The following is a 14,562-nucleotide window of genomic DNA, read 5'->3' as shown; positions in this document are numbered from 1 at the left end:
CGAATATTATTCATAGAGTACCAAGACACCGACCCCACCTAACAGGTCACAAAACATCTATTTCAACTCATCTTTTACCCGAAATGCCACAAATATTGGGTTATGATCAGACGACCTGACCGAATGTACATCAAACTGAACTGGTTCAAGGCCCCGGTAGAAAATATGATCTACCGGCTCACCGAAAAATCTTGTCCTGTCATCGTCTTGCATAAAGGGTAATACAGTCAATGACAGGGCCTCGGCCAAACGGGCAATAATCAAGCTCCGCTCATCACTCCAGTCATTAAAATCCCCTGCAAGCAATAGAGGGCCACTGTGCACCTCGAGTACCTTCTCTAAGGTTTCGAATTGCTCTTTGTAGGCAACGGTTCCCAAGGTAAAATTAATGGCATGCACATTGGCAACCAAGAGCTGTTTAGTGGAGTTCTTAATGGCAAAGCTACTCACCACAATAGTTTTTGGGATTCTTATTATTGGCTCACTCCTGCGTAAACCGCAACTTTGTAGAGGAACAACACGCGAGGCAAGGAGCACCCCGCTTTCAAAACCGTTGTACCTGAAGGCGCTATTAAAATTCCAGCTGAACCCATATTCCTCAAAAAAAGATTCAAATAGAGGACTAAAAAGAGCTTCCTGCAGAAGTACAAGATCACTCTTTCCTCCAAAAGTCTGCAGATCTTCCTGCCAACCTTTTTCCAGCCCTTTATAAATATTCCAACTTAGTATCGGAATACGATCTGCGAAAAGACCGTCCTGGGCAGCTTCTTTTTTTTCTCCATCAGTTTTAAAGCTTTTATTATCACACACTCCTGCATTACGAATCTCTTTGAAACCACTGTGCACAGATACAAATTGGGTTTCCACAGGAATCCTGGCACAGCCCGCCAAAGTGATAAGTAGAAGCAAGACATATGAGCTGAACTGAAAATAGCGCATTTAGCCCTCTACAGTTGAGACTCAATGAATGGTACAAACTTCAATAATCCTATACCTAAACGACGCAGGAATCCGGTATGAGGCTCATGCGCCCAGGTTCGCTCCTTACCATTTTCCATCCCGTGCCAGATAATATACTCCAGACCTTGATTGTCTTTTTTCAGTTCCAAACGAAATGCTGCTTTTTTAACGATTAGATCGAATGCCTCTACCATACCTTCGGCAACTACATCGGAGGTGAGCATGATCCCGACTTCGGTGTTCTCTGTAACGGACCTGGGATCAAAATTGAGCGAGCCTACAAAGACATTCTGCCGATCAAGAACGAAGGACTTTGCATGTAAACTGGCTTTCGAGCTCCCGGTTTCTCCCTTTTTCTCCTTCCTTTGATCTCGCTCCATCTTTTTATTTACTTCATACAGTTCAACGCCTGCCCGAAGCAATGCCCGTCGATATTTTGCGTATCCTGAATGAACAACTCCTACATCAGTTGAGGCAAGAGAATTAGTCAGGATTCTAACCTTGACGCCCCTGCGACTTAATTCACTTAAGTGTTTTGTCCCTTCAACACCAGGGACAAAGTAGGGAGAAAAAATGATGAGTTCACTTTTAAGATTTTGAAAAAATGGATGGAGGCTGGGCGCCATTGAATACTCTCTGGTGGTGCTATAGCTTTCCAGTTTTTCCGGATTGTCAGCTAAAGCGACCGCCGGTCCCCAGTATAAAGGTTGACTACCGTTCCCCACTCTCTCAACGAGCGTATTTCCTTTAAGTTTGCGGATGTATTGTTGAACATCATCCGAGGATAAATAGTTTTCAAGTTTCTTGCGGGATGTTTTTAAATCTTTACTCGTAACAAGATCTGGACGGAGCACGTCTACGGGATAGGCGAGACTGCTGTTCCAATATTCATCAAACGAATTTGAAATATCCTGTACAACAGGACCGATGGCAAGCATATCAAGATCTCCAAAAGCAAGTTCCGGATCGGCGTCAAAATACTCATTACCAATATTTCGCCCACCAACAACAGTCACCATGTTATCCACAGTAAAAGACTTATTGTGCATCCTCCGGGTAACTGAACCAAGCCTGCTCAAATACTGCCATAGACGGAGTGTGTTCCGACTAAAAGGATTGAAAATCCGCAATTCAACATTGGGGTGATGATCAAGGGCTGACAATCCCTCATCCCTGTTTTCCAGATCCATATCGTCGATTAATAAACGAACCTTCACTCCCCGATCAGCAGCCTCAATGAGCTGATGAGTAAACAGAGCTCCGGTCAAATCGGCGTGAATCATATAGTATTGTGCATCAATTGTTCGTTCGGCCCCTTGCGCGAGAGCTACACGAGCGGCAAATGCATCAATACCATCAGCCAGTAGAATTACTCCGGACTGATTCTCGCCTGGCTTGTTCTCGGCTATTCGCAATGTAATCCGCTTACCTAGCGTTGTATTCCCTGTATCTGTCGGAGCGATACTGATCTCTTCATGATTATTTGGAGGAAGCGTCGCACAGCCCCCTAACAGGCAAGACAACGCCGACATAACAAGAAAAATAGTTCTCACGAAAAATGAGCTTAATCGACTGATCACTACCATATAAAACTCTCCATTTTCTATCAGTTCCCTTGCCTGAGTAGGGCAATTTCACACCGTAACCATAGGAGTTATTTCATGTAGGGTGAAGTAAAAGAATCACAACACAACTCATACATTTCGCATTTAATTCCTGAAAAACAAATTGAGCTGTTGAAAAATTGGTCTATTTTGTAGCATAGTACAGATAGTAGCATACAATGAGAACCTTTTGTGTGAAATGTTATTTATTTACAAACATCTTCACTTTTAAAGAATACATCATTCAGCACTATATATACGTGAGGACAAGACGACCAATCGTCTACCAAAGAGTTTATAAGATTTAATGACCAAACCATAGTTTACAGAGATTAATTTTATCTCGTCGTTTTTTCTCAGAGGGCTCACACACTAACCCTAACCTCAAGTAAAATCTATGACACAAGCAACAAGTAAGGAGTCAAAACATAATGCGACCATAGACATGGTCATCAGGCTCGTAGCAATTGGAATAATGATTGTAGCGACCTTTCGTATTATTTCCCCTTTTATCATGCCTGTCGCCTGGGGAATAATCATTGCTGTTGCGATGGAGCCACTCATTGGTTTGCTTTCAAGGAAGATGGGCGGCAAAAGGAAGATGATATCCACCCTCTATGCCCTTATTGTGATTGCAGCCCTGATCGTCCCTTCCGTTCTTCTAATCACCTCATCCATAGATGCTGTTCAAGCTGTTCTTACTCTAGTTGAAGAATCGCAACTCACCGTTCCTCCACCGCCAGCCAAAGTCGCAGATTGGCCTGTTATAGGAGAACCTCTCTATAAGTCGTGGACTCTTGCTTCTACTAATATTGAGGTAGCATTGCAAAAATTCAGCCCACAGATAAAAGACTTCGCAACTCTCATACTGGCAAAGGCAGGAGGTGGGTTAAAAACAGTATTCATGTTTATTATATCAATTGCCATATCTGCAGCGCTTCTGGCAACAGCAGATAAGGGAAATGAGATAGCTCATAAGATCATAGGCAGAATCGCAGGTAAAAAAGGACCCGAATTCCATACTCTTTCAACTGCTACTATTCGTGGCGTTATGCAGGGTGTCATTGGGGTTGCGTTTATTCAAGCCATCCTTTCCGTCATCGGCATGGTTCTGGTTGGAGTTCCTGCTGCCGGACTCTGGGGCGTTTTTGTTCTGATTTTTGCAATAATACAACTTCCACCAATAATTGTTTTGGGCCCTATCGCAGGCTGGGTTTTCAATTTTGCTGATACAACACCTGCCGTCATTTTTCTCATCTGGGCCTTGGTCGTCAGCGGTTGTGACGGGTTCTTAAAGCCTGTGCTTATGGGACGAGGCGTTGACGCTCCAATGCTCGTGATCCTGATAGGCGCACTCGGGGGGATGATGCTCTCTGGTATTATCGGCCTTTTCGTAGGCGCCGTCATAGTAGCAATAAGCTATACTCTCTTTATGTCCTGGATCAATGAGGAAGTAACTGATGTTGAATAAAATCGCACCACACAGCAGCCACAAAAACCGGTGGCCCGAAACAGTCCGTTTAAGACTATTCCGTTGGATCACTATTTCATTTTTAGTTCTTATGCAAAGTGGTTGTACGATGCTTGGCCCCGACCACACGACCCCAGAGGTGAAACTTCCTCTTGAATGGAGTGCAAAAGAGAGCGAACTCTTTAAGTATCCATCCTCTGATCAACAGGCAGCCTGGTGGACCTCTTTTGATGATGCAACATTAAACAAGCTCATCGAATTAACCTACTCCAGAAATCTTACCCTCCAAAGTGCTGCAGTTCGTATATTGGAGGCCCGTGCCCAGTTGGATGTGGTGCAGGGTAATCTCTATCCACAATACCAGGAAATGAATGGTGACCTTTCCAGCATTGGTTCTACCGGTCCTGCCGACGACAGGTATTATAATACTGCTTCAGTTGGCTTTGATCTCGGTTGGGAAATTGATTTTTGGGGTAAATTCCGACGTGGGGTGCAATCAGCAGACGCGAGTCTCCTCTCCTTTATTGCTGATTACGATGACCTTCTGATAAGCTTAACAGCAGAAGTTGCAAGAACATACATTAACATTCGCACCATCGATGAGCGGATACGACTGGCCCATAAAAACTCAGAATTACAGGAAAACTCTCTCGCACTCGTTAATCTTCAGCTTGAAGCAGGAGTGGTAACCGAGCTTGATGTGCTCCAGGCCAAGACCTTACTCTCATCCACTAAAGCTACAATTCCCTCCCTTAAGGCAATACGAACTACATACGCAAACAGTCTTGCCGTTCTTATTGGAGAGTTGCCCGCAAAGATTCCAACGATTTTGGGCGAACCCAATGGAATCCCCAAAATGGAACAGGCCATGGCAATGGAAATCCCCGCAGACCTCCTGCGCAGACGACCCGACATCCGACGCCAGGAAATGCAGGCAGCAGCACAAGCTGCGCAGATAGGAATTGCCAGGACAGAACTATTTCCAAGTTTCACCCTGTTTGGATCCGTCGGTTGGAGTGCAAACGATAGAGGTACAAACAGCCTTGGCGATATATTTAACTCCAATAGTTTTTCATATAGTTTTGGTCCATCTTTTCAATGGAACCTATTCCATTATGGACGATTGAAAAATGAGGTTCGTGTTCAGGATGCCAGATACCAGCAAGCGCTCCTCGCATATCAGAACAGCGTCCTTAATGCTGCAAGAGAAGTTGAAGATGCTATCAGTACCCTTTCATATACCATCGATCAGGCAAAGTATCTGCTTGAGGGAATAACAACATCTAAAAAATCCACAGAACTTTCCATGCTCCAATACCAGGAAGGACTTTCCGATTACCAGCGGGTTCTCGATGCAACCAGGTCGCTCACCACCAAGCAGGATCAGTACGCACAGACCCAGGGAGAAATCGCCACCTCTGTTGTTGCACTCTACAAAGCCTTTGGTGGTGGCTGGGAAATATCGAGACAGCAGGGCAACCTATCTAAAGAAATACAAAACGAAATGTCTTCAAGAACAGACTGGGGGAACCAACTCCCCATTACACAATCCGGGGAAAAAGAATAATGGGCACCGCGCAACAGACATTCACCGAAAAGTATGGCTTTAGAAACTTACTTTTCTTTCTGCTGCTCTACATATTTGGCAGCCCCTTTTTGTCCAACTTTCCATCTCTTTCCATACTTGCCCATCTATGTTTGTCCATCTCTTTGCTGCTTAGTGTCTCTGCAATAAGAAAGGAACAAGGTATTAGAACTACAGCAATGATTTTTCTTCTTCCCGTTCTTGTACTCTATTGGTGTGCCTTATATGATCTTATCGGCCATGGCAGAATATTATCCTACATATTACTCAGTCTTTATCTCGGTCTTTTGGTCTTAGTTTTTGCCACACAAATCAGTAAATTCGAAACCGTTTCGCTTAACACCATCATAGCAACACTGTGCCTCTATCTCATTATTGGTCTTTTTTGGGGAGCCCTCTACGCACTACTCGACGAAATGATTCCGGGATCATACGCAGGCACCTTGCTGAACACCCATGATGCTCATAAGTTTGGTATTTTTATATATTTCAGCATCGTTACACTAACCACTCTGGGCTATGGAGATATTACACCCCAGACTCTTGAAGCCAGTTCACTCTGTCAATTAGAAGCAATTGTTGGTCAATTTTTTACGGCGGTCGTCATTGCCTGGCTGGTTGGTACCTATGCATCGTCTAAGGCTAAAAAATAAGCTGATAACCATCTATTAATAAGAGAAACAACACAACTACGATTATGTCAGAAGACAACGCCAAAACAGATAACAACGACCAGATATCCGCAGAGAAAAATCCGGTAAAAACATGGACCGGAATCACACTTTTTATATGTTTGCTCATTTTCACCGGACATATTCTGGCAGATAAATACACGCCCTACACCAGCAACGGACGCATTGAAGCCTATGTTGTACCTATTGTCCCACAGGTATCAGGAGTTCTCACTGAGGTCAATGTTAAAAACAACCAGATCGTCTCAAATGAGCAGATCCTGGCAGTAATTGACTCATCGAAATATCAACTTGCGGTGCAAAAATCTAAAGCAGATCTTGAAAAGGCGACCCAGGCGTCAGCCGTTGATATGTCAGGTGTTACAACAGCCCAGGCACGTGTGGCAGAAGCTGAAGCCAACCTGAAAAATGCCAAAGTAAAGGGTGAGCGCATCATTGGTCTCTCTAAAAAAGGTGCAGCCTCTGTTTCAAGAGCAGATGATGCACGTTCCCGCATTGAGGCAAGCAAGGCACAACTTGCCAGCGCCAGATCTGAACTGGTAAAAGCAAAGAGCAAACTAGGAAACACAGGCAAAGACAATGCTCAGGTAAAGGTTGCAATCGCAGCCCTCGAAATTGCTGAACTTGATCTACAACGCAGCTTTATTGCCGCTCCTTCCGATGGGGTTATAACTAACCTCACCATAGATGTTGGACAGTACGCGAGTACGGGGTCACCACTTATGACCTTTATTTCAACTAAATCAATCTGGATTCAAGCGGATATGAGAGAGAACAGCCTTATCAACATAGAAAAGGGCAACCCCGTTGAGATTGTACTCGATGCAGCCCCTGGCCATGTTTTTAAAGGAGAAGTTCAGAGTGTTGGCTACGGTGTATCTGACAACGTGGGAAACACCCTTGGAAGCCTCACAACAGTTGAGCCAACCCAGGGCTGGCTGCGACAGGCTCAGCACATTCCAGTTCTCATCACGTTTACGGACGACGAATCAAAAGGGTTCAAACGCGTTGGAGGTCAGGCCAACATTATAGTCTATACAGGTTCAAATACTATTCTGAATACTCTTGGTAAGATCTGGATACGTCTTATCAGTTTTTTTTCTCACATCTATTAGAACGCACGATTACATGCAACTTAGAACCTTAAAGATTATGAGATTAAGCATAGGTCTTACCACTTCGGTTGTGGTGGCCTATGGTGCTGCATGGATGCTCTTTTTTCTAACACCAATATTTACCTTTTTATTTCTGGCGATGCCGGGGTGGCCTGGTTGGAAAATGGCATTAGAGCTCATTTTACGGCTCGCCTACTCTCTAATCATAGGAATCATCATTGCAGAATTCTTCCTGCAATATCCTTTACTCTGTATTCCCCTGTATGGTCTGATCTTCTTTATCATTTATTATAATGACACTCCGACGGCTCCGCCCATGTCCACCCTGTTTATGACTCTGGCTGTGACGATGATACCCATCATGAGTTTTTCAGGACTTGCCGTTTCACACGTTATTGCCCACTACCTGCTGATGAATATGTCAGCCGGACTATTCTTTGCCTGGTTCTTCCACCTGCTGTTTCCAAACAGTTTAGCGCTACCGCCAACAGAACATCCCCCCCCCACGCCACCTCAGCCCCCCGTACTTCCAGACGACAGCGAGAGAATACGCTTAGCAATGACCAGCACAATTGTGGCAACCAGTGCGGTTATCATTTTCTTTGCTCTTAACCTCTCCCAATATGCTCTAGCGATGATCTATATCTGTTTCATGGCGGGAACCCCCAACACAAACGCATCTGTTGTTGTTATGAAAGCCAACGCCACTGCAACCTGCATTGGCGGTATAGCTGTTATTATCGCTTACAATCTTCTTGTAGCCGTTCCAACTTATCCATTTCTTATCATCCTCTCTTCTGTATTCTTTCTCTTTTTTAGTTCAAAGATATTTGGAGGATCACAACATACCGCGGCATTCAGCTCCGGCCTGACAACCTTTCTGGTTCTTCTTGGAAGCTCTACTGGTGTTGACCAGTCTGCCGGCACCAACTTTTACCTGCGCATAGCCCAGGTATTGTTTGCAGGGATGTTCACCCTCGGTGCACTTATTGTGGTTGAACATATTTCCAGGCCACGCAGAAGCCTTATGCGCTGGCTCTATCGAAAACTTCTCATTTGATCTACCCGGTCTTGATTTAAATTCGAAACGTATTGAAGGTATCAGTAGTTACGTGGGGTGCCGTACTATCTTCCTTTTTTTAATACGCATCCAATGAGTTTCTGAAATTAAAGGAATATCATTACAAGTACTGATGAATTAGTTTTCACAAACATAGACACGAAAAAGAACAGCAGAACCGACAGTGATAACACATAAAGTGTCAGCTTATATTGATGTATACAGGGAAGATACTTAGGAAAGGCGGGGAGGTGGAGGACGGCTCTATACTTTGCCTGCATCACTCAAGCAACAAGCAATAAAAAAAGGGGCTCAGCCAATCTGAGCCCCTCCACAACGCAACGAATCAAACTACAATATTATAGGGCCGCCCTATAAATCTCTTTAACATCCTCATCACTTGGGGTGCGAGGATTAGTCATGCCGCACGCATCTTTTTGTGCGTTGACGGTCATGGTATCTATATCTTTAGCATCAACTTTCTTGCCATACTTCTCACCAAGAGCGATGAGACCCGCAGGAATACCGATATCGGTGGAAAGCGTCTTGATGGCTTCAAGTGCAACATCAGCTGCCTCGCGGGTGGAAAGACCAACAATATCTTCACCTAAGAGTACAGCAATTTTTGCAAAACGATCCATCTTGGCAATCAGGTTAAACTTGCTAACGTGTGGAAGTAAAATCGCGTTGCACTCACCGTGTGGCAGATCATAGAAACCACCAAGCTGATGCGCCATAGCATGTACGTGACCAAGACTTGCATTGTTAAATGCCATACCAGCAAGGTACTGCGCGTAACACATACCTTCACGAGCTACGATGTCCTGTCCATTAGCAACTGCAGGACGTAAATGCTGTGCAATGAGTTCAATTGCTTTTTCAGCAGCTGAATCAGTCATTGGAGTTGCAATTGTAGAAACATAAGCTTCAACAGCGTGGGTCAGTGCATCCATACCGGTAGCAGCGGTAAGTGCTGGTGGCATACCCATCATAAGGAGTGGATCATCAAGAGCGATACCTGGGGTACAACGCCAATCAACGATAGCCATTTTAACTTTTCTGGAGGTATCGGTGATGATACAGAAGCGAGTCATTTCAGAAGCGGTACCTGCAGTAGTGTTTACTGCAACATATGGAGGCATAGGCTTGGTTGACTGATCCACACCCTCATAATCCTGAATTTTTCCACCGTTAGCAACAACCAGTCCAACACCCTTACCACAATCATGGGAGCTACCACCACCAAGAGTAATAAGACTGTCACACTTGTTCTTATTATATACTTCAACACCATCATGTACGTTGATGTCAGTAGGATTAGGAATGGTTTCATCATATACAACATATTTCATGCTTGCTGCATCAAGAAGATCAGTGATCTCTTTGGTGATACCTGCAGCAGTGATTCCTTTATCGGTAACAATAAGGGGTTTGGTTCCGCCCAACGCTGCAATTTTTGCAGGGATTTCTTTAGCAGCGCCAATTCCAATAAGAGTAACACTAGGAATAAAGTAACCGTAGACTTCTTCACGAATAGCCATAATTAATACCTTCCTTCTTTGAATTAGGGTTTAGTGTACATCTTTAACAACCAAACTTCTAAGGTGTAGGTTTTTCCTTAACACGTATACTGTAAAGCAAAGGTCGTGCCACATGATATTAAAACGACATTACAGTCACTTAAGAGCACAACAAAATCAGTGCGTGGACAAAATGTCCCATAATTACCCACTGAAAAAGATGTCTTCCCCATGCCACAGTCACCAGTTGGTTTCCAAAAACGTTACATAGCAACAGTTTCAGAGGAGATGGGTCAAAAAGAAACACACAAAACCGTCAACGGGTCATATTGACCCTCAACATTCAAAGCATCGTAAAACAGCATAACTATCTATATTTATATAATAAAGACAGTCACCTCCGAATTGTGATGACTATAGAGATCTAACCTGATGAGGAAGAAAGGAAATTAATTATCAAGAAGAATACTGGGCAAGTTTTCGATAGAGGGTTTTTCTGCTAATGCCTAGGATTTCAGCAGTCTTTTGCCGATTTCCATCAAAAAACTGGAGCATCTTTAGAATGTGTTTTTGTTCTACCTGATCAAGGGACAGGGCCGCATGGGATTCATCGGCTGCTGAAACCAATTCTCTTGGAAGGCACCGCTCTGTTATAATGTTGTTTTCAGCAAGTATTATGGAGCGCTCAATAACATTGCGAAGTTCACGTATATTACCTGGCCATGGGTATCGTAGAATACAGTTCATAGCCCGATCTACAATCTTATAGGAGCTGTTATCGGGGCTCAGGCGAGCAAGAAAGTAATCCACCAACAACGGTAGATCCTCCTTACGCTCTTTTAAGGGGGGGATCTCAATGTTAAAGGCATTTATCCTGTGGTAAAAAGCCTCATTAAAGCGCCCGGCTTCCACCTCTTCAGCCAGGTTTCGATTTGTGGCGAAAAGAAGTCGTACATTAGCTTTTCTTTCAAGTTTTTCACCAACCCGCCTATAGCTTTGAGACTCAAGTACGCGAAGCAATGAAGCCTGTACCCCCATGGATAATTCACCGATTTCATCAAGGAACAAGGTGCTTTCATGGGCATAGGACATGAGCCCTTCCCTTGATTCATTGGCTCCAGTAAATGAGCCTTTAGCATGGCCAAACAACTCACTGCGGGCAAGTTCTTTTTGCAGAGATGCACAGTTCTTTATAATAAGCTCACGGCTTGAGCAAGCGGATCTATGGTGGATCATTGTGGCAACAACATCTTTTCCTGAACCAGACTCCCCCGTTATGAGAACAGGGATTCTTGCAGGAGCGACCTTATTGATTAAAAATTTTATGTCGCGAATTGCCTCCGATTTACCAATAAACTGAACCTGTTCTCTATTTAGATCACGGTTATGTTTTAGAATTGAGTTCTCTCTTTTAAGTAACACACGCTGGTGGGCCTTTTCAATTACCAGCTCTAACCGTTCAAGATTAAAAGGTTTCTGTATAAAATCGTAGGCCCCATACTTCATTGCCTCAACAGCGCTATCAACATCACCATGTCCCGTAATCATGATGACTTCAACGTAAGCCACCAACTCTTTGGTCTTGATCAACAACTCAAGATCTTCCACATCCGGCAAACGCAGGTCCATTACAATAACATCTACCCAGTGACTTTTAAGAATAGCCCTTGCCTCTTTGCCAGTACCTGCGGTAAGGACATCTCTTGTACTTGTTTCCAGCTCTTTTTCTAACAAACGCCTGATCGATTGTTCATCATCAATAACCAGGATTGTACATTTTTCCCCTTTCATTACAGCCCAACCTCTGGAAGTGTTACCTTAAAAGTAGATCCCTGACCCGGCTGACTGGTCACGTTAATTTCACCATTGTGTTTATTGACTATTGCATAACAGGTTGAAAGACCAATCCCTACTCCCTGACCAACTTTTTTGGTGGTGAAAAACGGTTCGAACAGTTTATCCAGATGCTCTGCGTCGATTCCACAACCGCTATCTTCAACAATGAGCTCCACACCGCCATCTTCTTTTACCTGTGTGCTCACAGAGATTTCGCCACCTTCCCCTGTTGCATCAAAGGCATTACTGAATAAATTGATGATCACCTGTTTTAGCTGGGATTCGTCACCCATTATTATGGGTAGATTCGCACCAAAATTGGTTTTAAGCGCAACTCCTCGTTGTTCCTTAAAATGGTGTTTTAAAATAAATAGAGTATCACTTACACACTTATTAATATCCACAGGCCCTAAGGGGGACGCGATGGGACGACTAAAGGTGAGCAGGGTCTGAACAATATCCCTGCAGCGAAAACATTCTTTTACAATGGTCTCGGTATATTCATTAAAATCCTCAACAATATCCGGTTCCACCGTATCTTTAATTTTTTTTATTCTCCGCTGCAAACCTTCGGCGAAACCACTTATCGCTGCTAGTGGATTATTAATCTCATGGGCTACACCCGCTGCAAGTGCGCCGACTGTAGCCATTTTTTCAGCCTGATTAAACTGAGCCTGCAACTCCTTATCCCTCGTCACATCACGCTTAAAGAGCAGAACATTACGTTCACCAGTGGGGCCGGTTTTAAGTGGTGAGGCAATTATATCAAAATGCCTATACCTGCCATCCACCTTATAGATGCAGTAGTCCTTTACAATTTCATGGAGATCAAGCGAACGAATTGCAGGACAATCTGTACACTTTGATGTTTTTCCTCGAAACACGTGATAACAATACTTCCCAATGGGATCTACTCCAGGAAACCATTCAGTAAAAACATGGTTAACCCGCTGAATTTTCAGGTCATCAGAGAGCACCAGCATCAGATCGGTGATCCCATCCAGTACTGCCTGAATTTCCTGACGCTTCTTCTCTAACTCATCATTGGACGTTTTAAGTTGTTCTACTTTCTGCTGAAGGTCCTGGTAAAATCCGAGCTTACAGTGCTCAATACCTACCAGGTCCTCAAGTGATGCTATCGATTTCATTACCAGGCCTCTTCACATACTGCCATAAGCTCGCGCCAGGATGCTGGCCGAGGGTTGGTGAGATTACACGCGTCGTTTACTGCCATTCGGCAGATCGGTTCCAGAAAATGTTTATCCTCATCTTTAATTTCATCCCGTAACTTTAGAGGCACATTAAAGGAGGCAAAAAATTCATCCAATTTTTCAATACCCCGAACAGCATTGTCTTTAGCAGAGCCCAGGTCTTTATTAAGAATCACACGACCAATATTTGAAAATTTTTCTTCTGCCCAGTCTAGATTATACCGCATAATAGCTGTGAGCAATATTGGGTGAATGACGCCATGGTGCATATCAAAGTGCCCGCCAAGCGAATGGGCAAGGGCATGTTCTGCACCAAGACTTGCATTACTAAATGCCATGGAAGCAGAGACCGAGGCAATACTCAGTTGCTCCAGCGAATCAAGGGATCTGGTCTCCACCGCATGGGGAAGATTACGGATAATCAGATCTATTGCCTTCAGTGACTGCATCTCTGTAAATGGAGAGGCAATAGTTGAGGTATAGGATTCGATTGCATGGGCTAAAGCATCCACTGCCGACTGAATGATCTGAGTCTCACTTTTAGTCCTGAGTATCAGCGGGTCAATAATGGAGATATTAGGAACAAGGGTTCTTGTGATGATGGACATCTTCACCGAACGCTCAACATCTGTAATAATACAGAACTGGGAGATATCAGACCCTGAGCCCGCAGTGGTTGTAATAAGGACCATGGGTGGAAGTGGGCGATGCACCCTGTTTGCTCCTTCATAATCGCGAATTTTTCCACCATTACTTGCTATAATAGCAATACCTTTTGCAGTATCAAGGGCACTTCCACCCCCCATCGCAATGATAACGTCACAATTATTTTTGGTATAAAATTCTGCCCCCTGCTCCACCTGATAATCCCTGGGATTAGAACTTACTCCAGGGTAATATATCCACTCAATCCCCTCTTTTTTGAGGATATCCATTAAACGTTGTACCCAGCCAGCCTCCTCAATGCCTTCATCACTCACAAGGAATACTTTTTTAGCACCCAATCTCAAAGCACACTGTCCAGCATGGTTTAGACTTCCCCTGCCAAATATCATCTCTGGAATGGCAAATTTCGTAATATCCATATTAGCTCTCGTTTAGAAAAGCAGCTTTAATAACAAGTTACATTCTCGTTTAACTTCAAAAACAATTTTTCCAAAAAACAATCAGCTATGACTCTTACCCCAACTAAGAAACGTGCATCAGGGTCAATACCTTTAATACATTCATTCCAACTAAAGGCTGACTTCAAATAAGCAGAGCCTTCAGATAAGCGCAGACTTCAGATAAGCGCAGACTTCGAGTGAATGTATAAAGCAGTAATAGCAATTAACATTCCATAAATCACAACGACCCACTATCAACAACTTAACGAAATCCGGCCAAATCCAAACGGGTCATAATGACACATTAACCTACACCTCTCGCTGGATGTAATCAACAAAAGAACCTCTACGATTCCAAGAATTCAAACAGCTACTGGCCCATATTCAATACAATCTTGAATC

At 43.8% G+C, this 14,562-nt stretch carries 11 protein-coding genes; 5 read left to right on the top strand and 6 right to left on the bottom strand.

Translation table 11 applies throughout. The features are described from left to right. Positions 1–57: 57 nt before the first annotated feature. The gene (locus tag ACX6CI_RS00990; RefSeq protein WP_458776316.1) at positions 58–939 is read right to left on the bottom strand and encodes an endonuclease/exonuclease/phosphatase family protein; all 882 of its coding nucleotides are present in this window, start codon (positions 937–939) and stop codon (positions 58–60) included. Between the two features lie 8 nt (positions 940–947). Then, entirely contained in the window at positions 948–2,546 is a 1,599-nt protein-coding gene (locus tag ACX6CI_RS00985; protein ID WP_458776315.1) for a phospholipase D family protein, read from the bottom strand. Between the two features lie 415 nt (positions 2,547–2,961). Here ACX6CI_RS00985 and ACX6CI_RS00980 point away from each other — a divergent pair, with 415 nt between their 5' ends. The 5 genes from ACX6CI_RS00980 to ACX6CI_RS00960 are packed head-to-tail and all read left to right on the top strand — an operon-like array spanning position 2,962 to position 8,487. After that, positions 2,962–4,035 (top strand): AI-2E family transporter, encoded by a 1,074-nt coding sequence (locus tag ACX6CI_RS00980; RefSeq protein ID WP_458776314.1) that lies wholly within the window; start codon positions 2,962–2,964, stop codon positions 4,033–4,035. Then, a complete protein-coding gene (locus ACX6CI_RS00975; RefSeq protein WP_458776313.1) occupies positions 4,025–5,602 on the top strand; it encodes an efflux transporter outer membrane subunit in 1,578 nt (525 codons plus the stop codon). The genes ACX6CI_RS00980 and ACX6CI_RS00975 overlap by 11 nt, the downstream gene beginning before the upstream one ends. Then, complete coding sequence (locus ACX6CI_RS00970) at positions 5,602–6,273, top strand: ion channel (protein ID WP_458776312.1); 672 nt, start codon at positions 5,602–5,604, stop codon at positions 6,271–6,273. Before ACX6CI_RS00975 ends, ACX6CI_RS00970 begins: the two co-directional genes overlap by 1 nt. 44 nt (positions 6,274–6,317) lie before the next feature. Next, complete coding sequence (locus ACX6CI_RS00965; protein ID WP_458776311.1) at positions 6,318–7,427, top strand: HlyD family secretion protein; 1,110 nt, start codon at positions 6,318–6,320, stop codon at positions 7,425–7,427. A gap of 13 nt (positions 7,428–7,440) precedes the next feature. Further along, entirely contained in the window at positions 7,441–8,487 is a 1,047-nt protein-coding gene (locus ACX6CI_RS00960; protein WP_458776310.1) for a hypothetical protein, read from the top strand. A gap of 359 nt (positions 8,488–8,846) precedes the next feature. Here the strand turns inward: ACX6CI_RS00960 and ACX6CI_RS00955 are convergent, their stop codons facing one another. The 4 genes from ACX6CI_RS00955 to ACX6CI_RS00940 all read right to left on the bottom strand — a co-directional run bounded on the left by ACX6CI_RS00955 (position 8,847) and on the right by ACX6CI_RS00940 (position 14,139). Next, a complete protein-coding gene (locus ACX6CI_RS00955) occupies positions 8,847–10,028 on the bottom strand; it encodes an iron-containing alcohol dehydrogenase (protein WP_458776309.1) in 1,182 nt (393 codons plus the stop codon). Between the two features lie 435 nt (positions 10,029–10,463). Next, positions 10,464–11,798, bottom strand: coding sequence for a sigma-54-dependent transcriptional regulator (locus tag ACX6CI_RS00950; RefSeq protein ID WP_458776308.1), 1,335 nt, complete (start codon positions 11,796–11,798; stop codon positions 10,464–10,466). After that, positions 11,798–12,991 carry a two-component system sensor histidine kinase NtrB gene (locus ACX6CI_RS00945; protein WP_458776307.1) on the bottom strand — a complete coding sequence of 398 codons (1,194 nt, stop codon included), beginning with the start codon at positions 12,989–12,991 and terminating at the stop codon, positions 11,798–11,800. Before ACX6CI_RS00945 ends, ACX6CI_RS00950 begins: the two co-directional genes overlap by 1 nt. Further along, positions 12,991–14,139 carry an iron-containing alcohol dehydrogenase gene (locus tag ACX6CI_RS00940; protein ID WP_458776306.1) on the bottom strand — a complete coding sequence of 383 codons (1,149 nt, stop codon included), beginning with the start codon at positions 14,137–14,139 and terminating at the stop codon, positions 12,991–12,993. The genes ACX6CI_RS00945 and ACX6CI_RS00940 overlap by 1 nt, the downstream gene beginning before the upstream one ends. Between the last annotated feature and the right edge of the window lie 423 nt (positions 14,140–14,562).

It is taken from the genome of Desulforhopalus glucosivorans (genome assembly GCF_054397165.1).
This window is presented reverse-complemented; position numbering and strand designations above follow the sequence as displayed.